The sequence below is a fragment of the Methylotuvimicrobium sp. KM1 genome (assembly GCF_044788715.1).
In the GTDB taxonomy this organism is placed as follows: domain Bacteria; phylum Pseudomonadota; class Gammaproteobacteria; order Methylococcales; family Methylomonadaceae; genus Methylotuvimicrobium.
Map to the genome: position 1 here is coordinate 1,075,670 of NZ_CP173170.1, position 23,810 is coordinate 1,099,479.

Annotated in this window: 18 protein-coding genes, 1 tRNA gene, 2 pseudogenes and 1 riboswitch; of the genes and pseudogenes, 15 read left to right on the plus strand and 6 right to left on the minus strand. The window is 49.6% G+C overall.

Annotation, left to right across the window (positions count from 1 at the left end):
* Positions 1–208: 208 nt before the first annotated feature.
* The 15 genes and pseudogenes from ACINK7_RS04700 (at position 209) to ACINK7_RS04770 (ending at position 17,048) form a co-directional block, all read left to right on the plus strand.
* Positions 209–285: transfer RNA gene (locus tag ACINK7_RS04700), tRNA-Met, on the plus strand.
* Positions 286–412: 127 nt separating this feature from the next.
* A complete protein-coding gene (gene rimP, locus ACINK7_RS04705) occupies positions 413–898 on the plus strand; it encodes a ribosome maturation factor RimP (RefSeq protein ID WP_404360138.1) in 486 nt (161 codons plus the stop codon).
* A complete protein-coding gene (nusA, locus tag ACINK7_RS04710; protein WP_404360139.1) occupies positions 888–2,408 on the plus strand; it encodes a transcription termination factor NusA in 1,521 nt (506 codons plus the stop codon). Before rimP ends, nusA begins: the two co-directional genes overlap by 11 nt.
* 10 nt (positions 2,409–2,418) lie before the next feature.
* Positions 2,419–2,737, plus strand: a pseudogene (locus ACINK7_RS04715) (translation initiation factor IF-2 associated domain-containing protein); the annotation flags it as partial.
* A 500-nt stretch (positions 2,738–3,237) separates the two neighbouring features.
* Positions 3,238–5,025 (plus strand): annotated as a pseudogene (infB, locus tag ACINK7_RS04720) (translation initiation factor IF-2); the annotation flags it as partial.
* A 5-nt stretch (positions 5,026–5,030) separates the two neighbouring features.
* Positions 5,031–5,393 (plus strand): 30S ribosome-binding factor RbfA, encoded by a 363-nt coding sequence (gene rbfA, locus ACINK7_RS04725; protein ID WP_404360140.1) that lies wholly within the window; start codon positions 5,031–5,033, stop codon positions 5,391–5,393.
* Between the two features lie 5 nt (positions 5,394–5,398).
* Positions 5,399–6,304 carry a tRNA pseudouridine(55) synthase TruB gene (truB, locus tag ACINK7_RS04730; protein WP_404360141.1) on the plus strand — a complete coding sequence of 302 codons (906 nt, stop codon included), beginning with the start codon at positions 5,399–5,401 and terminating at the stop codon, positions 6,302–6,304.
* A gap of 564 nt (positions 6,305–6,868) precedes the next feature.
* Positions 6,869–7,138 carry a 30S ribosomal protein S15 gene (gene rpsO / locus ACINK7_RS04735; protein ID WP_341328054.1) on the plus strand — a complete coding sequence of 90 codons (270 nt, stop codon included), beginning with the start codon at positions 6,869–6,871 and terminating at the stop codon, positions 7,136–7,138.
* Positions 7,139–7,426: 288 nt separating this feature from the next.
* Complete coding sequence (gene pnp / locus ACINK7_RS04740; protein ID WP_404360142.1) at positions 7,427–9,511, plus strand: polyribonucleotide nucleotidyltransferase; 2,085 nt, start codon at positions 7,427–7,429, stop codon at positions 9,509–9,511.
* Positions 9,512–10,527: 1,016 nt separating this feature from the next.
* Positions 10,528–10,836 (plus strand): c-type cytochrome, encoded by a 309-nt coding sequence (locus ACINK7_RS04745; RefSeq protein ID WP_014147433.1) that lies wholly within the window; start codon positions 10,528–10,530, stop codon positions 10,834–10,836.
* A gap of 371 nt (positions 10,837–11,207) precedes the next feature.
* The gene (locus ACINK7_RS04750; protein ID WP_404360143.1) at positions 11,208–11,561 is read left to right on the plus strand and encodes a DMT family protein; all 354 of its coding nucleotides are present in this window, start codon (positions 11,208–11,210) and stop codon (positions 11,559–11,561) included.
* Positions 11,562–11,966: 405 nt separating this feature from the next.
* Positions 11,967–13,454, plus strand: coding sequence for a RimK family protein (locus ACINK7_RS04755; RefSeq protein WP_404360144.1), 1,488 nt, complete (start codon positions 11,967–11,969; stop codon positions 13,452–13,454).
* A gap of 563 nt (positions 13,455–14,017) precedes the next feature.
* A complete protein-coding gene (locus ACINK7_RS04760; protein ID WP_404360145.1) occupies positions 14,018–15,106 on the plus strand; it encodes a M14 family metallopeptidase in 1,089 nt (362 codons plus the stop codon).
* Complete coding sequence (gene rimI, locus ACINK7_RS04765) at positions 15,099–16,232, plus strand: ribosomal protein S18-alanine N-acetyltransferase (protein WP_404360146.1); 1,134 nt, start codon at positions 15,099–15,101, stop codon at positions 16,230–16,232. The genes ACINK7_RS04760 and rimI overlap by 8 nt, the downstream gene beginning before the upstream one ends.
* Before the next feature lie 21 nt (positions 16,233–16,253).
* Positions 16,254–17,048, plus strand: a complete 795-nt coding sequence (locus ACINK7_RS04770; protein WP_404360147.1) for an RMD1 family protein — start codon at positions 16,254–16,256, stop codon at positions 17,046–17,048.
* Between the two features lie 366 nt (positions 17,049–17,414).
* On the opposite strand, the gene ACINK7_RS04775 is transcribed toward ACINK7_RS04770, so the two are convergent.
* The 6 genes from ACINK7_RS04775 to cobS all read right to left on the minus strand — a co-directional run bounded on the left by ACINK7_RS04775 (position 17,415) and on the right by cobS (position 23,743).
* Positions 17,415–18,005: a hypothetical protein gene (locus tag ACINK7_RS04775; protein ID WP_404360148.1), complete on the minus strand. Its 591-nt coding sequence runs from the start codon at positions 18,003–18,005 to the stop codon at positions 17,415–17,417.
* Between the two features lie 26 nt (positions 18,006–18,031).
* A complete protein-coding gene (locus ACINK7_RS04780) occupies positions 18,032–19,864 on the minus strand; it encodes a TonB-dependent receptor domain-containing protein (protein ID WP_404360149.1) in 1,833 nt (610 codons plus the stop codon).
* A gap of 106 nt (positions 19,865–19,970) precedes the next feature.
* Positions 19,971–20,200, minus strand: a riboswitch (cobalamin riboswitch).
* Positions 20,201–20,371: 171 nt separating this feature from the next.
* Positions 20,372–20,869, minus strand: coding sequence for a bifunctional adenosylcobinamide kinase/adenosylcobinamide-phosphate guanylyltransferase (locus ACINK7_RS04785; RefSeq protein WP_404360150.1), 498 nt, complete (start codon positions 20,867–20,869; stop codon positions 20,372–20,374).
* Positions 20,866–22,269 carry a cobyric acid synthase gene (locus ACINK7_RS04790; protein WP_404360151.1) on the minus strand — a complete coding sequence of 468 codons (1,404 nt, stop codon included), beginning with the start codon at positions 22,267–22,269 and terminating at the stop codon, positions 20,866–20,868. The genes ACINK7_RS04785 and ACINK7_RS04790 overlap by 4 nt, the downstream gene beginning before the upstream one ends.
* Complete coding sequence (gene cobC, locus ACINK7_RS04795; protein WP_404360152.1) at positions 22,266–22,829, minus strand: alpha-ribazole phosphatase; 564 nt, start codon at positions 22,827–22,829, stop codon at positions 22,266–22,268. The genes ACINK7_RS04790 and cobC overlap by 4 nt, the downstream gene beginning before the upstream one ends.
* A 167-nt stretch (positions 22,830–22,996) precedes the next feature.
* The gene (gene cobS / locus ACINK7_RS04800; protein WP_404360153.1) at positions 22,997–23,743 is read right to left on the minus strand and encodes an adenosylcobinamide-GDP ribazoletransferase; all 747 of its coding nucleotides are present in this window, start codon (positions 23,741–23,743) and stop codon (positions 22,997–22,999) included.
* Positions 23,744–23,810 lie beyond the last annotated feature (67 nt).

Consider the following 23,810-nt stretch of genomic DNA (forward strand, 5'->3'; position numbering starts at 1 on the left):
ATAAAGCGACAGGTGTAGGGTGCGCATCGCGCACCTGGGCGGGACTTCCCGTCGGGTTCGGCTCCGTGGCAAGGTGCGCGATGCGCATCCTACGATGCTTTCACGGCTGTATTTTCGGTTTGATGGCGGCATAAAGTCGTTTAATTCTCTTAAACCTCACAAATAACTTGCCAAATTCAAAAATGTGTTTATAATGTACCAAATCAATCGCGGGGTGGAGCAGCTTGGTAGCTCGTCGGGCTCATAACCCGAAGGTCGTAGGTTCAAATCCTGCCCCCGCTACCAGATTAAAAAAGGCCCCTTTTGGGGCTTTTTGTTTTTTGGGCGTTTGGATCGTTGGTTGTTTAACGAATATAGACTTTAAGGAAGAGCCATTGGCTCTTTTTTTATGTGCGTAAATAAGTGAGGAAAAATGAAGCAGGCACCTGAACATTTGGTTAATTTGATTCAGCCGATTGTTGAAGGCTTGGGTTATGAGTGCGTCGGGATTGAATATAATCCGCATCCTCGTAACGGCTTATTACGAATTTATATCGACAACGAGCAAGGAATTTTAGTGGAAGATTGCTCGAAAGTCAGTCATCAGGTCAGCGGGATGCTCGATGTCGAGGATCCAATCCAGGGTAATTATCAACTGGAAATATCGTCTCCGGGTGACGATAGGCCGCTATTTTCTATTCAACAATTCGAGCGCTTCATTGGGCACATGGTCTCGGTTAACTTATTTAAACCGATTGAAAAGCGCCGCAAAATTTCAGGCGTAATTCAATCAATCGACAATGACACCGTGTTTATCCAGGAAGGCGATCGGGTTTACGAGATTCCATTTCAAGCGATGAGTAAGGCGCGACTGGTGCCTGAGTATTTAATTAATAAAGGAGTGCACAGTGGCAAATAAAGAAATTTTATTGGTAGTGGATGTTTTTTCGAATGAAAAAGACATCGATAAGGAAATCGTTTTCCAGGCAGTCGAGTCTGCGCTTGAAGCGGCAACGATAAAACGCTATGGTAACCAAATCAAAGCGCGCGTTTCGATCGATAAAAAAACGGGCGATTATACGACGTTTCGCAGATGGGAAGTCGTCGAACCGGATGATGATTTCGAAAACGGTCTCGAATTTCCCGATGCCCAGATTTTGTTGGACGATGCGCGGCAAAAAAATCCCGACATCAATGTTGGAGATTTTTTCGAGGAAGAAATCGAGTCGGTCGAATTCGGACGAATTGCCGCACAGACCGCCAAGCAAGTGATGATTCACAAAGTTCGCGAAGCCGAGCGCAGCAAAATTGTCGAAGCCTATACCGATAGAGTCGGCGAATTAATTACCGGCATCGTTAAGCGTATAGAAAAAGGCAGCGTTTACTTGGACCTTGGCGGGCATGTCGAAGCCTACATCACCAAAGAAGATATGATCCCGCGCGAGTCGTTTAGAATCGGGGATCGGGTTAGAGGTTATCTTAAAGCGGTTCGCTCGGAACCGCGTGGACCGCAATTGTTTGTGACTCGCGCAGCACCGGAGTTGTTGGTTGCGTTGTTCCGTTTGGAAGTTCCCGAAGTCGGTGAGGGTATGATCGAAATCAAGGGTGCGGCCCGAGATCCGGGTTCGAGAGCCAAAATAGCGGTCAAGGCAAACGATCCTAGACTCGATCCGGTCGGCGCCTGCGTCGGTATGAGAGGCTCACGCGTTCAAGCGGTATCGAACGAGCTTGCCGGCGAGCGTATCGACATTATTTTATGGCATGAAAGCGAGGCCCAGTTTGTTATCAATGCAATGGCGCCTGCCGAAATCGAATCGATCGTAATCGATGAAGATAAGCACAGTATGGACTTGGCGGTTAGTTCGGATAATTTGTCTCAGGCGATAGGCCGAGGCGGTCAGAATGTTCGCTTGGCAACCGAATTGACAGGGTGGGAGCTGAACGTGATGGATGCGTCGAAAGCGCAAGAAACCAGCGGTGCTCAAGCCAATATAACCAAACAATTATTTATCGATCAATTAGGCGTCGACGAAGAAATCGCTACGATTTTGGTCGAAGTCGGATTCGATTCGATTGAAGAGATTGCTTATGTTCCGGTTAATGAAATGCTGGAAATTGAAGAGTTTGATAAAGAACTGGTCGACGAATTAAAAGGTCGGGCAAAGGACGCGCTGTTAATTAGTGCAATTGCATCGGAAGAAAAAATCGAGACGGCAGAACCTACGCAAGAACTGCTGGAGATGGAAGGCATGGATGAGGCCTTGGCTTATGAGTTAGCAGGCCAGGGCATCGTAACGTTGGACGATCTCGCGGATCAGGCGGTTGATGATTTACTGGATGTAACCGGTGTGGATGAAGAAAGAGCGGCAAAATTAATCATGAAAGCGCGTGAGCGATGGTTTGCCGAGGACCAGGGCGAATTAGGATAGGGGGCAAAATATGAGTGATAAAACAGTAAGGCAGTTAGCGGAGGTAGTGGGTATACCTCTAGAGCGATTATTAGAGCAACTGAAAGAAGCCGGATTATCCGTGCATGCCCCTGATGACGTAATTAGTGAAGATGAAAAAGTTAAGTTGCTGGCTCATTTACGTAAGCGGCACGGTAAATCGACAGGGGAGACGGATGCCGCTCCGAAACGCGTAACGTTAAAGCGTAGGACGGTCAGCGAGCTGAAGCAAAGCAGCGCTCCGGGCAGCTCGGCAAAAACCATCAGTATCGAAGTTCGCAAAAAGAAGACCTACGTTAAACGCACTGAAGTCGCGCCCGTAGGTGATGAACCGAAGGAGTCGGAAGAAATCAAAAAAACAGCGGAACAGGTTCAGGCAGAACCGACGCCGGTAAGCACCGAGCAGCCGCTGGTTAGCGCTGTAACGGAAGAAAAAGCGGTCCAAGGCGAAGAAGAATTATTCGAGCGGGAGCAGCCGGTTGACGAAGCAGCTACGGCAGAGGCTTCTCAGGATGATATGGGTGTAGCCGAATCCGAAGCGACCGATAAAGAAGCGTTAACCGAAGCTCAAGCCATTGAGATCCGCAAGGAAACCGAGCGAAAAGCTAGACTTACAGAAACCGAAAGAAAAAAAGAGGAAGAGAAAAAACGTCGCCTCGAAGCTGCGGTAGAAAAAAATGCCGAAAAAGTGCGGCAATTAGCAGCAGCCAGAATGGAAAGTCAAAAGAAAAAAAGACAAGGAGGACAAGCTGCCGGGAAAGGTAAGAAAAAAGGCAAACAAAAGGACAGGAGCGGTGCTCAGGCCGATTTAAAGCATCAATTCGAGAAACCGGTTGCGCCGGTCATCAGAGATGTCACTATTCCTGAACATATTATCGTTTCCGATTTGGCGCAAAAAATGAGCGTCAAGGCCGCCGAAGTCATCAAGCAATTGATGAAAATGGGTATGATGGCAACGATTAACCAGAGTATCGATCAGGAAACGGCGGTGCTGCTAGTCGAGGAAATGGGTCATAAAGCCATCATGCAAAGCGATGACGATTTGGAAGCCGAAATTTTGGCAGCTCTGAAGGAAGAGAGTAGTCAGGAAATGTCTCGCGCACCGATCGTTACCATTATGGGGCATGTCGATCACGGTAAAACTTCCTTGCTGGACTACATCCGTGAAACTCGCGTGGCCGCAGGTGAAGCAGGCGGTATTACCCAGCATATCGGAGCTTATCAGGTTGTTACCGATCACGGTTCGGTAACCTTTTTAGATACGCCGGGGCATGCCGCATTTACCGCGATGCGTGCTAGAGGCGCCGAATTGACCGATGTGGTTATTGTCGTAGTCGCGGCGGATGACGGTGTGATGCCTCAGACTAAGGAAGCTGTCGAGCATGCGCGTGCGGCCAATGTGCCGATCATCGTCGCGATCAATAAAATCGATAAGCCGCAAGCCAATCCGGAAAAGGTTATGCAGGAAATGTCCACGATCAATGTGGTGCCCGAGGAATGGGGCGGCGATGTGCAGTTCATCAAGGTTTCGGCTAAAACCGGCGAAGGCATCGATGATTTGATCGAAGCGTTGATTTTGCAGGCCGAGATTTTAGAATTGAAAGCACCCTCGGAAGGGTCGGCTTCGGGTATCGTTGTCGAGTCCAGGCTGGATAAAGGCCGTGGCGCGGTTGCAACGATTCTGGTGCAGCGCGGCATGCTGGAAAAAGGACAATTCGTTTTGTGCGGTCATGAATACGGTCGTGTCAGGGCAATGTTTAATGAGAACGGTAAAGCCGTTAAAGAAGCCGGTCCGAGTACCCCGGTTGAGATTCTAGGTCTGTCGGGCACCCCGAATGCCGGCGACGAATTTTTGGTCGTGCAAAACGAGCGTGCGGCGCGGGAATTGGCCGAGCATCGTGAAGATAAGAGCAAAATCAGCCGCATGGCCGCGCAGCAAGCCGCTAAATTGGATCAAGTGTTCTCAAAAATGGCGACCGGCGAAACGGCTAGTTTGAACTTGGTGATTAAAACCGATGTTCAAGGTAGTTTGGAAGCCTTGCGCGAATCTTTGATCAAGCTGTCCTCGGATGAAGTCGAGGTTAAGGTCGTTTATGGCGGTGTCGGCGGCATCAACGAAGGCGATGTAAATTTGGCTCTGGCTTCCGGCGCGATTTTGATCGGCTTTAATGTTCGTGCGGACACCGCCGCGCGTAAATTGATTGAAGAAAAGGATGTCGATTTACATTACTACAGTGTAATTTATCAGGCGATCGATGAGGTGAAAAGTTCGATCAGCGGCATGCTGGCGCCCGAGATCAAAGAAAATATCGTTGGTTTGGCCGAAGTCCGGGATGTGTTTCGTTCGCCGAAATTCGGTGCGGTGGCTGGCTGTATGGTCGTCGAAGGTTTTGTCAAACGTAACCTGCCGATTCGCGTATTGCGTGAAAACGTCGTTATTTACGAGGGGCAACTGGAATCGTTACGCCGCTTCAAAGACGATGTTGCCGAAGTTAAAATGGGCATGGAGTGCGGTATCGGCGTTAAAAATTATAACGATGTCAAAGTCGGAGACCATATCGAGGTTTTCGAGCGTGTTGAAGTGAAACGGGAGTTATAAACGCCATGGCCAGAGAATTTAGCCGTAGCGCACGGGTTTCGTCCCAAATCCAAAAGGAGCTGGCGCTGATTCTACAGCGAGAGTTTGACGTGAAGCGGGTAGGATTCGTTACGGTTAACGAGGTTGTTATCAGCAAGGATTTGGCCGTTGCCAAGATCTATGTCACGGTGCTTAATGCCGACGATCAGGGGAAAAAAGACAGTATTAAGTCTCTGAACGATGCGACGCCCTTTATTAGAAGCGAATTGTGCAAGCGCATGCGCTTGCGCAATATACCGGAGTTACGTTTTTATTATGACGATAGCTTTGAGACCGGTATGCGCGTGGCCGAATTATTGAGCGAATCGAAGGATAAAAAAGAGGATTGAGCGGAATGGCAAAGCGTAAAAACGGGCGCGATATTCACGGGATATTGCTGCTCGATAAACGCCTCGGTGTTTCGTCGAACAGAGCCTTGCAGGAAGTCAAGCACTTGTTCAATGCGAACAAGGCCGGGCACACAGGCAGTCTTGATCCTTTGGCATCGGGATTATTGCCGATTTGTTTCGGCGAAGCGACCAAGGTTTCCGGGTTCATGCTCGATGATGACAAACGTTACCGGGTGGTTGTTCGTTTGGGAGTGGTTACCGATACCGGAGACGCGGAAGGTCAGGTGATTAAAACGTGTCCGGTACCGTCTCTATCCGATGATGAGATTCTGGCTTGTCTGGAAAACTTCGTAGGCGATATCGAACAGGTGCCGCCGATGTATTCGGCGCTTAAGCTCAACGGCAAAAAACTTTATGAGTTGGCCAGGCAAGGCAAGTCCGTCGAACGCAAGGCTCGTCCGATTACAATATACAAAATCAATTTGTTGGATCGTCAAGAGACGCTTCTGACGTTGGATGTTTGGTGTTCGAAAGGCACTTATATCAGAACCCTGGCGGAAGATATCGGCGAGCGTCTCGGTTGCGGGGGAACGGTTATCGAACTTCGCAGGCTGGCTTCCGGCCGCTTTGTCATCGACGAAGCAAAGTCGATCGAGCAATTGCAGGAAATGAGCGAAAACGAACTGCTGAATTGCTTGGTTCCGGTCGATAAACCGATTGAATCGATACCTGCCGTGGATTTGTCCGAAGAACAGGCAAATTCAATCAAGCAAGGGCAAAATTTGACGCTTAAAAATTCGTTGGAGGGTCCTGTGCGAATGTACACGGGACGGCAATTTTTAGGTTTGGGCGAAATGTTAATGGATGGTAAACTGGCGCCTAAAAAAATATTTAATATGAGTCCTTCTTAATATACTTCGCGCGGCCACATTTTGCTGTTACCCAAGCTCCAGCTTGGGTAACCTGTTCAGGAAGCTCTAGCTTCCCGATAATCAAGGAAGATTAAACGAGCGAGTCGGAGTTGATTGAGAATGTGCGGAGGTTGTGTCGGTCTCAGGAAGCTCTTGCCCTGAGCCCTTCGGCTGCGCTCAGGAGAGCCTTGTCGAAGGCTTGCCCTGAGCTTGTCGAAGGGGGAACTTCCGGGGTGTGTTTCCCAAGCTGGAGCTTGGGAAAGAGCGTACATGAGTCCTTCTTATACCTTTCGCACTTCAAATTTCGGCAGTGCCAAAGGAGGCGCCGGGGTGTTTGGCAAAGGCTTTGCCAGCATGGAGCTGGCATAGAGCCTACATGGATGTATTCACGGCGTCCTTTGACGGGCACCCCGGTGCCGAATTTTGATCTCCGATGGGTATAATATACTAATTTCCGAATAGTTTTGTTTCTGCACCCTATTGCGGAAACACATTATCCTGGCATCGAACTCGGTGCTTTGTATTTTTTATTAACAATATTAATCTTATAGGGGTTAAACAGAAATGCCATTTACCGCGGAACAAAAAAAAGCAGTCGTTGAAGAATATCGTTTGAGTGAAACCGATACCGGATCTCCGGAAGTGCAAGTCGCATTGCTGACGGCGCACATTCTTCATTTGACGCCGCATTTTGCCGAGCACAAAAAAGACAATCATTCCCGTCGCGGTTTACTGCGGATGGTTAATCAGCGCCGCAAGTTGTTGGACTATTTGAAAAAGAAGGATATTAACCGTTATCGGTCATTGATCGAGCGCTTAGGATTGCGTAAATAATAATAAAAAGAACGGCCTGAAATTACTATTCAGTGCCGTTCTTTCATTTGTAAGGATTTGGTCATAAATAACGTTCCTATTTTTGGAGGGTTCGGTTGCTCGATTGGCAGGTGTCGGCGGCAGGGAAAGCCGCCGCCAAGCCTACAAGGACGTATTCACGGCGTCCTGCCAGGCGAGTTACCGCACCCTCGACAAAGCTCATAACTCCAGGAAGTTAATTTTCGCGAAATCCTAAGTAAAGCAATAAACCGATTTTGATAACAACCCTTAACCTATAGGAACCGTATAGTGAATCCGATTCGGAAAGAATTTCAGTATGGCGATCAGCTCGTTACACTGGAAACCGGTGAGATAGCTCGTCAGGCGGACGGCGCTGTAATGATCGACATGGAAGGAACCACCCTTCTAGTGACAGTCGTTGGAAAAAAAGAAGCAAACAGCGGCGGAGATTTTTTTCCATTGACTGTCAATTATCAGGAAAAATCCTTTGCCGCGGGTAAGATTCCAGGCGGCTTTTTTAAACGAGAAGGCCGGCCGAGCGAAAAAGAAACGTTAACCTCCCGCCTTATTGACCGTCCTATCCGCCCCTTATTTCCGGATGGCTTTACCAACGAAGTTCAAATTATCGCCACCGTTCTTTCACTGAATCCCGACATCGATCCTGAAATTCCTGCCTTGATTGGAGCTTCCGCAGCGTTATCGATTTCAGGGTTACCCTTCAACGGTCCAGTCGGTGCGGCGCGAGTGGGTTATAAAGAGGGTCAGTATTTATTGAATCCGACGCCTTCTTTGTTGGCTGAATCGCAATTGGAATTGGTTGTTGCCGGTACCGAACATGCGGTGCTAATGGTCGAATCCGAAGCGCAATGCTTGTCCGAGGAAGTGATGCTCGGTGCCGTGTTATTCGGGCATGAGCAAATGCAAACGGCAATTGCAGCGATTAAAGAACTTGCCGCTATGGTTAACAAAGCGCCGATGGCGTGGCAACCGGAGGCTGCTAACACCGAGCTGGAATCTTTGGTTATAGCTGAAGTGGAAGCCGGAATTAAAGCGGCTTATCAAGTCCCTGAAAAACTGGTCAGACAAGAGCAACTGAAAGAAATTCGAAATGCTGCTGTCGATAAGTTGACGGCTGATGAGCAATATAGCGAATCCGACATTCGCGGTATCATCGAAAATCTCGAAAAGAAAATCGTACGCGGCTCGATTCTTGATGAAGGCAAGCGTATCGACGGACGTGACCTGAAAACGGTTAGACCTATTTCAATTCGTACCGGCGTATTGCCGAGAACTCACGGTTCGGCGTTGTTTACCCGGGGCGAAACGCAGGCCTTGGTTGTCGCGACTTTGGGCACCGAACGTGACTCGCAGATTATCGATGCTCTGGAAGGCGAATATCGCGAAAGTTTCATGCTGCATTATAACTTCCCTCCTTATTGTGTCGGTGAAACCGGTTTTGTCGGTTCTCCGAAACGCCGGGAAATTGGTCACGGTCGCTTGGCAAAACGCGGCGTTCAAGCTGTATTGCCGAACATGGATGAATTCCCTTATGTCGTGCGCGTCGTTTCCGAAATTACCGAGTCGAACGGTTCAAGTTCCATGGCGTCGGTGTGCGGCAGTAGCTTGGCGCTGATGGACGCGGGCGTGCCGATTAAGGCGCCGGTTGCGGGTATCGCGATGGGTTTGATTAAAGAAGGCGATCAATTCGCAGTCTTATCCGATATCATGGGTGATGAAGATCATTTGGGCGACATGGACTTTAAAGTCGCCGGTTCAGAGGAAGGCGTAACCGCGCTACAGATGGATATCAAGATCGACGGCATTACCGCCGAGATTATGAAAGCCGCACTCGAACAAGCCAAGCAAGGCCGCTTGCATATTTTGGGCGAAATGAACAAAGCGTTGTCCGAGACTCGCGGGCAAATGTCCGATTTTGCGCCGCGTATTATTTCGTTCAAAATCGATCCTAGCAAAATCCGCGAAGTCATCGGTAAAGGCGGTGCAACGATTCGCAGTATCACCGAACAAACCGGTGCAAGCATCGATTTGACCGATGACGGCGTCGTCAAAGTCGCTTCCGTCGATAAACAAGCCGGAGAAGAAGCACGTCGTTTGATCGAGGAAATTACCGCGGAAGTCGAAGTCGGAAAAACCTATGAGGGCAAGGTTGCCCGATTGATGGACTTCGGCGCATTCGTGACGATTCTGCCGGGTAAAGACGGTTTAGTGCATATTTCTCAGATTTCGGACGAGCATGTCGACAAGGTTAGCGATAAGCTATCCGAAGGCGATGTCGTCAAAGTCAAAGTGCTGGAAATCGATAGACAGGGTCGTGTCAGATTGAGCATGAAAGCTGTTGATATCGAAGAGTAATTCGTAAGAAAAACTGACGAATTGAAAAGGGCCCTAACGGGCCCTTTTTTATGGCCTACTGAATTGCCAAGGTTTCAATTAAGGGTAAATTCATTTGCCAGGACGATTCGATGGCTTCGATATAAGCCGCGGGTGTCGAGCATCAGTGGGTGGTGTGAGGGGCGATGAAGGGGGGCGCTCGCTACTACAGAGGATGACGGATACACTGTGGGAGCGATCCCCAGATCGCGATTTCGAGGCCGAGAATTCCAAGTCACATTAAATGGCATCAAGGTCAAAAAGACTAAAATATGCTGTTACCCAAGCTCCAGCTTGGGTAACTTGTTCAGGAAGCTCTAGCTTCTCGTCAATCAAGGAAGATTGAAAGAGCAAGTCAGGGTTGATTGAGAATGTGCGGATGTTGTGTCGATCACAGAAAGCTGGAGCGTGGGAAAGAACGTGAACAGAGATTGGCGGAATCCCTGGCCTGGGATGGCAATGCGTAGCTTCTTCCCATCAATATTAGTGCATACAGAGTCTTTTTTATTCCAGAAATTCATTGGTTAGTCTCCGGGCCAAGCTCCAAATTAACCGTTCGTTTTTCAATAAAGCTCGGGCGAACGGTAATTTGGAGTGTTCAATCGGGCCTGTTTAGCCAACCTTAAAAATGTAGTGTCCATGGTCTAAGGTATTGAATTATAGAATAAAATCAGCCTTTATCATTTGTAGTGACTATGGGTTGTGCCATTGCATATTATCATTAATTTTCAATTCCTTATGCTCGCCAAATGGTAAGGCTGGGTTAAGCCAAAAGACAGGTTTTGCGATTCAAGTCGGAAAAACCGGATCATTCATGCCATTGCTATTTCCTTGAAAATGGCGTAAAAACTAAGCTCCATCGTTGATGGTTACTAGGCGGGGCTGCTTTGTCCCTCTTAATTGTCCGGATTAAAAAACTCAGTAGGGGTGTTAATAATAACTCAAGATTTCCGCTACTGATTCCTGACAAGAATAATTTGTATATTTAGGAGAGTCACATGAGTAAATCTTTAAAAATTGCTTTATTTTCTGCGCTGTCGTTAACTGCGGTAGGCGTTGCTCAGGCCAATGACGTTTTTAATAAAAATTGCGTAGCTTGTCATGCCGGCGGTAAAAACGTCATGAATCCGGATAAAACTCTCTCATCTGAGAGTTTGGAAAAAAACGGCGTGAATTCTTTGGATGCAATCAAAAAACTGGTTTCAGAAGGCAAGTCCCCAATGCCGGGCTTCGCCTCGACTTTGAGTAAAGAAGAAATCGAAAGCGTTTCGGCCTATGTGCTGGAACAGGCTAAAAAAGGCTGGTAATTGTCAGGAAGGTCGGGGAGCGCTCCGCGCGCCCTGGCCAATGCAAATCCAAAAAATTGATGCTTTTTGTATCGTAACGATTGATGTGTCGTTGCGTGAGACAACCCATTAAATAACTTCTTATTTTCCATGGTGGAATGCTTTTTCTAGGATCAGGCACCCTTTCAAAATCGCTCAAAGAAACAACTCTTGCAGGAGCGACGCAGCAATTCCCAGTTTGAGAAATTTCTCCGTGTTCAGGGATACCCCACACCCTAAATCCAGTGAGAATGCTCAAACTGGGAATTGCTGGGGTAAGGGCATAAGTTGAATCTTGCGCAAATATTCTGAATACTATAAATTGCCGCCTTTCCAGGCTACCTTTGTTTTGTATGAATCCGATTTTGATTTCTATCGCTTTGTTGGTTTGCAGTAATGTGTTTATGACATTTGCCTGGTACGCGCATTTAAAGGAGCTGAACGGTAAACCGTGGATCATTGCTGCAATGTTGAGTTGGTCTGTGGCCTTGTTTGAATATTTGCTTCAAGTGCCGGCGAATCGGATCGGTTATCAGGCATTGAATATCGGACAACTAAAAATCATGCAGGAAATCATTACCTTGAGCGTGTTCGTGCCGTTTGCATTTTTTTATTTGAAGGAACCTTTGAAACTCGACTACCTCTGGGCGGGCTTATGCATTTTGGGTGCGGTGTTTTTTATGTTCAGAGAAAAACTGTTTTCGTGATTAGGATTCGGTCATAAATAATTTCCCTATTTTTGAAGGGTTCGGTTGCTCGATTGGCAGGTGTCGGCGGCAGGGCAGATTTTTGCTCCTCGGCAATTGCTCCTGCATTGCCCTAATACACGCCATCCATGGCGTAATGCAAAATCTGCATTCATGCCATCCTTGGCAATCAGTCGCCGCCGTCAAGCCTACATGGACGTATTCACCCAGCACCTAAATTCCATAGCCTTTTGACTATGGTAACTATCTTGCATAATTTAGGTGCTGGGTTCACGGCGTCCTGCCAGGCGCAGGCGAGTTACCGAGTCCTCGACAAAGCTCATAATTCCAGGAAGTTATTTTTCACGAAATCCTTAGACGGAATTAGTACTTCCAAAACCTTATTTCAATTCCCAGGCGGAGCCCGTGCATTCTTTATATATCGTAGTCGATCGCCTGGAAGACTGGGCGCCTTATTATCCGAGTAGCGACCTTGTTACGGTCGAGGCTTATCTGACATTGCCGGAAAGTAAAAAAGCCGGTAAGACACAGGTAATCAATCTATGCCGAGATTATGATTACCTCGGCACCGGTTATTATTGTTCGCTGTTGGCCGAAGCGCGGGGCCAACGGGTAATTCCGTCGATTCGCAGCATCAACGATTTGGCCAATCATCATTATTACCGTCTTTACGATAATAATCTCGATAAATACTTGAGTAAACATCCGGCAGGTTACGGGCAACCCGATACGGAATATTTCGGGATAAAAATTTTCTTCGGTAGGGTGTCTTATCCGCCGCTTGAAAAATTGGCCAGGCGTTTGTTTGAGCTCTATCCCAGCCCGATTTTAAATGTCGAATTCAAGCGAGGCGAACGTTGGGAAATCGTTGGGATTACGCCGGGCAATCTAGCCGAATTGAATGAAAACGAACAAAATCAATTTGCGGAAGCGATCGATGCCTACAGCCGTAAGATTTGGCGCAAACCTCGTTCGCGTAAACGGTTTCGCTTCGAAATGGCGATTCTCTACAATCCGCAAGAGGAGTTTCCGCCGAGCGATACGAAAGCCCTGAAAAACTTCATCAAAGCCGGAAATGAGTTGGGTTTGGATGTCGATCTGATCGATAAAAACGATTTCGCGCGGCTTTTGGAGTACGATGCCTTGTTTATCCGCGAAACTACAGCGATCGATCATCATACCTACCGTTTTGCCAAACGGGCGGAGAGTGAAGGTTTGGTGGTGTTGGACGATCCCGATTCGATTCTGAAATGTGCGAATAAGGTATTTTTGGCTGACTTATTGAGTGCGCATGGTGTTCCGACGCCGAAAACGCAGTTGATCATACGCGACAAGCCGTTGGATTTCGACGAATTGGAACAGCGCTTCGGTTATCCGCTCGTACTCAAGATTCCTCACGGTTCGTTTTCGCGCGGCGTGGTAAAGGCGCATGGCCGCGACGAGTTGGAAAAACAGTGCCGCGAATTATTCAAAGAGTCCGCCATATTGTTAGTGCAGGAATATGTGTTGACCGACTACGACTGGCGAATCGGTTTTTTGAACAACCGACCGATTTATGCCTGTAAATATTTCATGGCGCGCGGACATTGGCAGATCTACAACCATAGCAGCGATAAAGCCAAAGGCAAAAGCGGAGGCTTTGAAACGCTCGCTGTCCACGATGTGCCGAAGGATGTTATCAAAACAGCGACCAAAGCGGTTAAACTGATCGGCAACGGATTTTACGGCGTCGATATGAAACAAGTCGAAGGCCGTAACGTGATTATCGAGATCAACGATAATCCGAGTATCGATAGCGGTGTTGAGGACGATTATTTGGGCGAGGATTTGTATCGCATCATCATGGAGGAGTTTGTCCGCCGATTGGAGCGTAAACATAGTGCTTATGCTTGAGACGGGAAAATTCAAGCTGGCTTAGGATTTCGTGATAAATAACGTCCGGGAACTATGAGCTTTGTTGAGGGTTCGGCATACCTTTCGCACTTCAAATTTCGGCAGTGCCTAAGAAGGCGCCGGGGTTCTCGGCCCCTCACCTAACGCTAGGCTAGGGGCTGGCATAGAGCCTAATGGATGTATCCACGGCGTCCTTTGACGGGCCCAGGTGCCGAATTTCGATCTACGATGAGTATATGTTCTGTGGGAGCGATCCCCAGATCGCGATTTCGAAGTCGTGTGCTTTAGGTAACAAAAAATGATGTCGAGGTCGCAATAGCTAAGAGGTAAGTAGCGTAGCCCGGATGGAGCGTAGCGCAATCCGGGAAACTCGGAGCCACGCCATTCCCGTATTCCGCTACGCTGCATACGGGCTACGTGCTTTAATAGCAACTTGGGAAAGAGCGGATATGGGTTGGCTGTTTTTAGCTTGATGCGTATGGATTCGGTAGGAGCCGAAATTGGTTACGCGCAACGTACCCAACGCGTCCCTTATTATTTTCAGCAAACTGGATGAGTACATTATGCCGATCAATTACGACTTGGAATGCTTTTCCACAGACTATTTCGACGCACGCGACAAGTTTCTGTCCGCCTGTTCTATCCAGCCAGGGCATTTGAGGCGTTTTCAGCATTCATTGTTAGCCGGCGACAATCAACCGTTGTCGACCGAGGTGTTTTGGCTTGGTGAAGAACAGGTTAGTAAGGTGTTGGTCATTATCAGCGCGACCCATGGCGTCGAAGGCTTTTGCGGTTCTGCAGCGCAAATCAATTGGCTCAGACACGCACCGATGCCCACTGGCGATACCGCAGTGTTGTTCGTTCATGCCTTGAATCCATTCGGCTTTGCTCATTTGCGCCGCGTCAACGAAGATAATGTCGATTTGAATCGGAACTTCATCGATTTTTCCGATAGCCCTGTCAATCTAGGTTATCGAGAATTGGCCGATGTATTGCTGCCGGAGCATTGGTCCGACGCGAACGAAAAAAGCGTATTGCAAACAATCAACGATTACCGGAAGCTTTACGGTCAACGCAAGACCGAGGAAGCGGTCAGCAGCGGTCAATACGAGTATCCGCAAGGCTTGTTTTATGGCGGCGTTACTTCCACTTGGTCGAGACAAGTGGTCGAAACCGTGATGCGCGAATTTGATTTGGCGAATCGGCAACGAGTCGCGATTGTCGATATCCATTCCGGGCTCGGCCCCTATGGTTATGGTGAAGTTATTTCGGATCATCCGCCTGGCTCCAAAGCTGCGACATTGGCGAAACGGTGGTTCGGCGACAGCGTCACCGAGCCAGCGCTAGGGACATCGACTTCGGTGCCGAAGCTGGGTTTGCTCGATTATGCCTGGCATAAGGCTCTGGGTGATCGCGGCTGTTATATCACGTTGGAATTCGGCACTTATTCGCTCGATGCGCTGTTCCAGGTGTTGCGCAAAGAAAATTATTATTGGCACAGAAATCCGGAAACAAGGCAGCTTAATCATCCGATACGGCAACAAATCCGGGATTATTTTTATCCGGACAAGAGAGATTGGCAGGAAATGGTGCTGTTCCGTAGCGAGCAGGTGTTAACGCAGGCGCTCGAAGGATTGGCGGATAATGACTGATTCTGCAATCGCCGAAGAAACGCCGAAAATCGTGTTTCGTAGCGCGGTCAAAAATGACGTTCGGCAATTATTGGCGATTGAAAATGCTTGTTTTACCCAGGATAGATTAACCTCGCGCAATTTTCACTGGATGCTGGAAAGAGCCAATGCCGATATCATCCTGGCCGAAATCGAAGATAAAGCAGCGGGATATGCACTGTTGCTGTATCGCAGAGGCGCATCGTTGGCGCGGCTTTATTCGTTCGCGGTGTTACCCGAATACCGCGGGCTCGGTATTGGCGTGGGCCTGCTCAATCACTCGGAAGCACGCGCACGAGAGCGCGACTGCGTGTATTTGAGGCTCGAAGTTCGTCCCGATAATCAACAAGCGATCGCGTTGTACCGAAAACAAGGTTATCGGCAATTCGATACCAAAGAAGATTATTATGAAGATCACAGCGAGGCGCTGTGCTTCGAGAAACGAATCATCTATCCGCATCCGGAAACCCGCCTGACCGTGCCGTTCTACCGGCAAACGACTGATTTCAGCTGCGGCCCTTCCGGCTTGTTGATGGCGATGGCGGGACTGAATCCGGACATCGAATTGTCGCAGGCGCATGAACTGCAAATTTGGCGCGAATCGACGACGATTTTTATGACCTCCGGACACGGCGGATGCGGACCTCACGGTTTGGCTCTGGCGGCTTGGCGGCGAGGTTTTGCGGTCGATGTGTATCTGAGTCATCAAGATGTGTTGTTTATCGACAGCGTGCGCAGTCCCGAAAAACGCGAAGTTATCAGTCTAGTGCAAGAGGATTTTTTGCGCCAGCTCAAGCAAACCGACGTGCGTATGCATTTCGATAAAATCACGCTCGAAGCATTGACCGGGCATCTGGATGCGGGCCATATTCCATTGATTTTGATCAGCACTTACCGGATCAATCGCAACAAAGCGCCGCATTGGGTAGTCGTGACCGCACATGATCCGCACTTTATTTATTTGCATGATCCCGATGTCGATACCGAGCAGCATGCCAGCGAAGCGGATAACTTTTATGTGCCGGTGCCGAAAGCCGAATTTTTGGCGATGTCCCGCTTCGGGCGCAGCCAGCTCAGAGCCGTCGTGATCATCGCGCGGCGCGAATGACTAGAGGACTAGAGGAAAGTTATGACCAGCGATCGCCCTATCAGGCACTGTTTAACCGTTTGCCTTGCGCAATCCTTCGATTTTCCGGCTTTGCGCGAGAAAATGTTGATGTCGGGGCGAGTCAAGGGGTTTAGAAACTCCTTGGTTGTCGACTATAAAAGCGGCTGCTCGATCGTATTCGCTTACGGCGTCGCCGTGCATTGGAACGTGAGTTTGGACGAGCAGCGCAATCTTCATGATTTGTTACTAGACTTCGCGATCAAGCCCGATGCCGAGCCGCAGGAAGACAATTTCAGCTACGAAACGAACTCCGAAAAATACCGGATACAAAGCGATCATATCGAACTGATCGATGCCGATCAGATGGTGCTCTTGGCAGTGTCCCATGCAATGGCTCAGTCGATCAAACTGGCCGCATTCGAAAGCCATGCGATCAATACGATCCGCGAAACCAGTCATTTGCCCGAATCTTTGGCCAGGGAAGGGAAGATACAACTCGGCAGAAAAGCCACCGCGATGATCCGAGGGCAATTATTTCTGACCAAGAGCGATATTATTTTGAATTACGATCTGCTCGATACGCCCGAGTTCTTTTGGGAGCATCCGGAATATCAAGGAATTTATTCGATGGCGGCCAATTATCTCGAAATTCAGCCGCGCACCGAAGTGCTGTCGAAAAAACTCGAGACGATACACGAATTGTTGGAAATGCTGGCCGACGAGCAAAAACATCAGCATTCGTCTTTTCTCGAGTGGATCATTATTTATCTGATCGCGGTCGAGATCGTGATGTCTTTGGTAGACAGGTTTTTTTGATGCATCGGTAAGATACTCTAAACCACTGCCCTAGTTAAATATTTGAAATGGCAGCAGTTGGTTCGCGAGCCGATTTCAAAAAGGCGCCACCCCATTATCCTAGAAAAAGCGTTTCACTATTTATCGTTCCCACGCTCTGCGTGGGAATGCCGCTTTAGACGCTCCGCGTCGACTGCGGCTGTTAAGTTGGATTGAGAAATTGTAGAGAGCGTATTCGTGCTCTTGCCTGTATTATCGATCGCTAGGGACGCAGAGCGTCCCGGGATGCATTCCCACGCAAAGCGTAGGAACGATGAATATCCTATGTGGGAGCGATCCATTGATCGCGATTTCCAGGCCGAAAATTGGCTAGCAAAGGGTATAGAGTCAAGCCCCTTTATGATCTTCACTGAAAATCGGCAAGGATTTCAGCAATGCGACTACGCCGAAAATCAAGGTCGCATAGATCAACGTCGATTTGATATAGGCCGGGTAAAAATTCGCCATTTTGCTCAGTTTTTCAGGCCAGTCCAATGCATCGTGACGGCCGGACAACAAATAGAAGCTGAATTCGGAAATCAAAAACGCAAGCGTCGTTGCCGCGAGCAGAATTGCGAATTGTTTCAATAGCACCGAAGGGCTCAGCTCTTTGAATTGGCCACACATTTTGCCGCCAAACCAGACTGCGGCATAGGTCGGAATCAAAAAGACATAGGCCGGTGAAACGCAAAAGCTACTGACGCCGAAGAATTGAATCACGACAAAATCGATCAATGCTGCTTCGGCCAATAAAACGGCAAAAAAACGGTTGCCGCCGAACCAAAGCCCGGCCAGAAAAAATACCGCTAAAGAGGCGTCGGGGAGTTGAAAAGGCGTGCCGATATGGCTAGAGCGCGTGGCCGCCATCAACAACATCAAAGCGATCGCGCCGGGTTGAATCGGTAGGTTTTGGACAGGTAAGCGTTGTGCGATATTCATCGTCATTTCTCCAGGAAAATTAAGTTTTAGATATTATAGCGAATCGAAACGAAAAAGTTTCGATCGACTGTGTTATAGGTATCGACCAATTGATATTGTTTATCCAGCAGATTATTCAATTGAGCGCTGACGGTCCAGTTTTTATTGATGTGATAGGCCGAGCGTAAATCGATGGTCGCATAACCGCTGACTTTGGTCGTGTTGGCGGCATCGTCGTAGCGATAGCCCTCGGCTAATAGGAAAGCACCGACGTCGACGGGCCCGAACGATCTGGATAAGTCGAATGATAACATTCTATCGGTGCGGCGTGGCAGACGATTATTCGTTTCCCGGTCGACCGGACGTAGCAAATTCATGCCTAGTTTGGCGTTCCAACCGAAAATTTGTGTGCCGATTTCGGCTTCGAGACCGTCGACTTGGGCCTTGCCGATATTTTCGGCGGATAAGCTAAAATTCGCCGGATCAAAGACATAGACGATCAAATTATCCAGGTTGGTATGATAAGCGCGAATCTCCCACTGTAGCCAGTCATGGTTGCCCGCGAGTCCGACTTCGACCGATTTCGATTCTTCGGCCATCAAGTTGGGGTTGCCGAAGCCGGGCCAATAGAGTTGGTTGAAGCTTGGAGCCTTGAAACCGTTGCCGAAATTGGCGAATGTACTGATGCCGTAATCCCAATTGGCGCGCCAGCCGATGCTGCCGGTGACGAAGTCGCCGAAGGCTTCGTTTTCATCCCAACGAATAGAACCATTGAGATAATGGTTGTCGAAGAATCGTCCGTGCCATTCGCCGAATACGCCGACATCGTAACGCGATAGCTCGGTATAATCGGTCGTGCTATTCGCTTCATCCAAACGGTAATCGGCCCCGAGCGTCAGTTGATGATCGTCCGACAATTTAACCGCATTTAACCAACTGGCATTCCAACGCGTGCTGTCGAAACGGCTGAAAAACGAGCCGTCCGGGCTGAAATTGTCGGCATCGTCTCGGCTTTGCCCTAACCGTAAGATCGAGCGCCAGTTGTCGATGACATCGATGGCGCCACTCAGGCCGATGACCTGATTGACGAATTCCATTTTATTCGGGGTTCCGTCGAAGTCGTTGCGTCCTTCCGAGCGCATGTAGGTGGCTTCCATCTCGGCATTGTTATCGAAGCGGTGGCCCAAGCGCGCATTGAGTCCGGTATTGTAGAAACCGTCTTTATCGGGCTCATCCACCCCGGCAGTCGGTTGTCGCGCATCGAAGCCTTGCGAATTGAAATGCGACGCGCCGAGGGTATACCAACTATTTTGATAACGCCCGCTGATCGTGCCGGAGGCCTTGGCGGTATTAAACGAACCGCCGCCGGCATCGATCGTGATCGTCGGTTTTTCTTCTTGTGCGCCTTTACGGGTGAAAATTTGGATAACGCCCCCCAAGGCTTCGGCGCCCCAAAGGCTGGACTGCGGACCGCGAATGATCTCGACGCGTTCGATTTGATCGATCGGCAATAGTTCGAATGGCGAAGTGCCGGAGGTTACCGAACCGAAGCGGATGCCGTCGACCAGGACCAACACATGGCCGGAACCTGTGCCGCGTATGAAGACGCTGGAGTTTTTACCGTATCCGCCTTGTTGCGTGATATCGAGGCCGGTTGAGCCTCTTAGCAATTCCGGCAAGGTGTTGACCTGGAGGCGTTCGATGTCTTCCCGCGTATATACGGTGCTGGCGGTTGCCAGATGGTCTTTGGGACTGTCCGACCGAGTTGTCGTGATCAGCATTTCGGGTAAATGTAACGGCGTCTCGTCCGGAGTTGAGTCGGCCAAGGCTGAAATAGGGAAGCCGGTGAATAACAGTGGGCTTAGATAGAATATTCGCATGATGTCCTCTGCGCCGCCCGCGCATGAAAGGTTGTAAAATTACAACGCAAGGGCGTGCGGCGAAAAGGCGGAGCATGGCTCGACCGTTTCGTTAACAGCCCTCCGCTGTATCGAATCGCTATCGGGCCGGTCTCCGGGCTTATAAGTGGCCATTGGCCTGAATCATCGCCTTCCCATGTCATTGCACACAGTGGCAAATTGATGATTCTTTACTTATCTACCGTTGCGGGGGCAGCGCCGGCTTTGGCTTGATGACCTGACCGGCTTCCCGTTTAACCCCGCCCTAGAATCGACAGGTCGATTCTAGGGCGGGGCACCTGAAAGCAAGGAGGGCATTATAGGGATTTGCCGGCTGAATGCAAGTGCAAGAAAAATATAGAGGATTAAATCTATTTATTGGGCAGGACGGAGTTTGCAACTCCGTCCCTAAGCGTTTCGACCGTGGTTAACGCGACTCAAAACGTTCGGGGCGGGTTACATAACCCGCCTCGCGTGGTGGCCATATCCTTATTTCATCTGCAGTTTCAATCCGGCACTGCAAAAAAAGACGCGATCGGAATGCCGCCCCATCAATTGTGCGGCTTTGCCCGATAAATCGATGAACTGCCGGGCCAAGCGATTGTCGGGCATGACACCGAGACCGACTTCGTTATGAATCAAGACCAATTCGGCGGGAAGTCGCAACACGGCGTCCAATTCCTGCAGGATGTCGGATTCGGGAATTTGATGGTATAAGGCGTTGTTCAGCCACATCGTCACGCACTCGACCAATACCGGGCGGTCCAAGCCTTGCAATGCGGCGAGCAGTTTGACCGGTTCCTCGACCGTAATGAACGAATCCTCCCGGCGCTGTTGGTGAACGGCCACTCGGGCCTTCATTTCGTCGTCGAAAAATTCGGTCGTCGCCAGATAATAAGGCTTTTCATCCCCGCATTTCTGCAAAATATAGTCTTCCGCCAAACGCGATTTACCGCTTTTGACGCCGCCGATGAATAAAGTCTTCATGATGGCTCCTGTAAGGCTTCCAGGATCAATGACAAATCCAGATTGGCCTCGACCCGGTCGGCAAAGCCTTGAATTTGGGCATTGCGGTATCCGGCGTAGTAATAACCCCGATAATCGGTATGTAGGGCTTTGAAATAATCGGTTCGAAATGCGTCGTTGTCGAATATGCCATGCACATGCGTGCCGGCGACAGCGCCATGCCGATAAAACAGCGGGTATTGAGTCATGCGCCCGCAATGAATTTCATAGCCATTCAACGCCGGATAGTCGAACAGATCATAGCTTCCTCGCCGGACGATCTTGGGGTGTTGATAAAGCACCTCATCATCGATATAACCGAATCCGGATTCGCTGCCGGGCAGGTCATGCTCGATAGCCTCCGGGTCATTCAGCATTCGGCACAGCATCTGGTAACCGCCGCAAATACCGAACACCGCTTTGTCGAAACGCTCGATTTCGGCGAACAAGCCTTGTTCCTTCAGCCATCTCAAATCGCGCAGTACGGTTTTGCTGCCCGGCAACAGCACCATATCGAAGCCGCTCAAGGGGCGGTAGGCTTGAATCAATTCGACATGCAGCTCTTCGTCGGCCATTAACACGTCCAGATCGTTATAATTGCTCAAACCCGGATAGGCGATCGCAGCAATGCGAATCTTGACGTCGTTCAGGCGTTGCCGGTAATTATTGAGCGATTGCGAATCTTCCATGTCGATATTGAGCGGCTCGAACGGCAATATGCCGAGCACCGGTACACCGAAGCGCTCTTTAATGATCGTTTCGCCGTCGTCGAAAAAACGCCGGTCGCCACGGAATTTGTTGATGACGACGCCGATCAAGTTTTCGCGCATGATCGGATGCATCAATTCCAGCGTGCCGTAAATCGACGCGAAGACGCCGCCGCGTTCGATGTCGGCGACTAGAATGTTTTTCGTGCGAAAGGTATTGGCGACAAAGCTGTTCGATAGGTCTTTATGCAATAGATTGAGTTCGACCGGAGAACCCGCGCCTTCGGCGATGACTAAGTCATGGGTCTGCCGGAGCGTCGTGAAGGCTTGTTCGACCTGTAACTTAAGGCCGCCTATCGAATCGTAATAGTCCGCGATAGTTTGATTTTGATGAACCAAGCCGTTGACGATCACTTGCACCGAACCGTTGCCGTGCGATTTCAGCAGCACCGGATTGAATAAATGATTCGGTTCGACCCGCGCGGCTTCGGCTTGCAGGCATTGAGCGCGGGAGATTTCGCGGCCGTCCGGGGTCACCGCCGAATTGTTCGAGACGTTTTGCGCCTTGAACGGCGCGACGCTGAGTCCCTGGTCTGCAAAAATCCGGCATAAGGCCATCGCTATCGTGGTTTTGCCGGCGTCCGAGCTGGTGCCGAATATCGCTAAAGGTTTCATAGATTGAGATAGTGAATGTAGGTGTATTGATGGCTGTATTGAAATTTATGCAAAGAGCCATGATCGACGCGGAATTGAAAGGCGGCGGCGGGCGACAGCTTCAAGATATGAGCCAGCAGGGCGCGAATTACGCCGGCATGGGTCACGACGACGGCTTGCGAAAGGCCAGTCTCGATGAGTTCCTGCCAAAAACTGCCGGCACGGCGGCATAAACCGGTAAAGCTTTCTCCGTTCGGCGGCGGGACGTCGACGAAATTTTGTGTCCAATGGTTTAGGACTTTTGCGTCGATTTCATCGAAAAACACGCCTTCCCAATCGCCGAAATCCAGCTCCAAGAGCCGTTCGTCGGTGACGACCTCATCGGATAGAGAATCGGCCAATTGTTTGCAACGGCTCAGTGCGCTGCTATAAAACCGGCAATCTTCGGACAGTTCAGGCAATTTTTGCCGAAGCGCTTCGGTCTCCTGGGCAAAGCTGTCCGCCAGGGCAATGTCGGATCGTCCGTAACACAAGCCTTGTGCGGCAGCGGTTTGGGTATGGCGAATCAAATATATGTCCATAGGATTTCGTAATAAATAATGTCCAGGAGCTATGAGCGCTGTTGAGGGTTCGGTAACTCGCTTGACAGGACGCCGTAAATACGTCCGTGTAGGCTTGACGGCGGCTTTCCTTGCCGCCGACACCTGCCAATCGAGTTACCGAACCCTCCGTAAAATAGGGAAGTTATTTACGACCAAATCCATAGCCCGCCGAGGAAAAGATAAAAAACGGTTTCGGTAATTTGTTGGCTAGCCCCCAAGCAATCGCCGGTATAGCCGCCGATATGGCGATGAAAATAGCGGCCGAGCCCTAGCGTAATCAGCGCCATCGGTATCAGCGCCGTGAGTGCTGAAGGCGGTAGAAGCAGAAGAGGCAGTATTGCCGGTATGCCGGCCAGTAGTAAGGTTTTCGCATCGGGCTTGAATACCGCGCCGGATGACTTGCTAGGTTGCGTACGGGCGTAATCGTAGCGGAACATCAAATACAACGGAAACCAGCGGCTGAGACTATGTCCCGCCAACAAGGCGATAGGAACCTCATTCATCGGTAAACCGGCCAAAAGCCTGAATTTTAACAGCAACAGCAACAATAAGCCGAGCACACCATAGACGCCGATCTGCGAGTCTTTCATTATGTCCAGAATGCGCTGTTTGTCATAGCCGCCGCCGAAACCGTCGCAGACATCGGCAAAACCGTCTTCGTGAAAAGCCCCGGTAAGCAAGATGCCGGCGATCAAGGCGATAACGACCGCAATGTCTTGCGGCCAGACTTGCAAAGCGATCCAGAAAACCGATGCGGAAAACCCGCCGACCAACCAGCCGATCAACGGTAGATAAGTACAGGCAAAGGACAAGCGTTGATAATCAAGTTTGGCCGGGCAGGGCAGCCGAGTATAAAAGCCGACGGCCAGAAGAAAATCGTGTAATGAAGGCATGGAAAGTTTTGCTTGAATTAGGCGGGATGTGTCCTTGGCATGTCTAATTCTACTCCCTTTTGATCGA

Coding starts and splice junctions, on each gene's coding strand:
- ACINK7_RS04760 (WP_404360145.1), top strand. CDS start 14,018: ATGCCGATCAATTACGACTTGGAATGCTTTTCCACAGACTATTTCGAC.
- rpsO (WP_341328054.1), top strand. CDS start 6,869: ATGCCATTTACCGCGGAACAAAAAAAAGCAGTCGTTGAAGAATATCGT.
- ACINK7_RS04750 (WP_404360143.1), top strand. CDS start 11,208: ATGAATCCGATTTTGATTTCTATCGCTTTGTTGGTTTGCAGTAATGTG.
- ACINK7_RS04780 (WP_404360149.1), bottom strand. CDS start 19,864: ATGCGAATATTCTATCTAAGCCCACTGTTATTCACCGGCTTCCCTATT.
- ACINK7_RS04785 (WP_404360150.1), bottom strand. CDS start 20,869: ATGAAGACTTTATTCATCGGCGGCGTCAAAAGCGGTAAATCGCGTTTG.
- rbfA (WP_404360140.1), top strand. CDS start 5,031: ATGGCCAGAGAATTTAGCCGTAGCGCACGGGTTTCGTCCCAAATCCAA.
- ACINK7_RS04770 (WP_404360147.1), top strand. CDS start 16,254: ATGACCAGCGATCGCCCTATCAGGCACTGTTTAACCGTTTGCCTTGCG.
- cobS (WP_404360153.1), bottom strand. CDS start 23,743: ATGCCTTCATTACACGATTTTCTTCTGGCCGTCGGCTTTTATACTCGG.
- truB (WP_404360141.1), top strand. CDS start 5,399: ATGGCAAAGCGTAAAAACGGGCGCGATATTCACGGGATATTGCTGCTC.
- ACINK7_RS04775 (WP_404360148.1), bottom strand. CDS start 18,005: ATGAATATCGCACAACGCTTACCTGTCCAAAACCTACCGATTCAACCC.
- ACINK7_RS04745 (WP_014147433.1), top strand. CDS start 10,528: ATGAGTAAATCTTTAAAAATTGCTTTATTTTCTGCGCTGTCGTTAACT.
- rimI (WP_404360146.1), top strand. CDS start 15,099: ATGACTGATTCTGCAATCGCCGAAGAAACGCCGAAAATCGTGTTTCGT.
- cobC (WP_404360152.1), bottom strand. CDS start 22,829: ATGGACATATATTTGATTCGCCATACCCAAACCGCTGCCGCACAAGGC.
- rimP (WP_404360138.1), top strand. CDS start 413: ATGAAGCAGGCACCTGAACATTTGGTTAATTTGATTCAGCCGATTGTT.
- ACINK7_RS04790 (WP_404360151.1), bottom strand. CDS start 22,269: ATGAAACCTTTAGCGATATTCGGCACCAGCTCGGACGCCGGCAAAACC.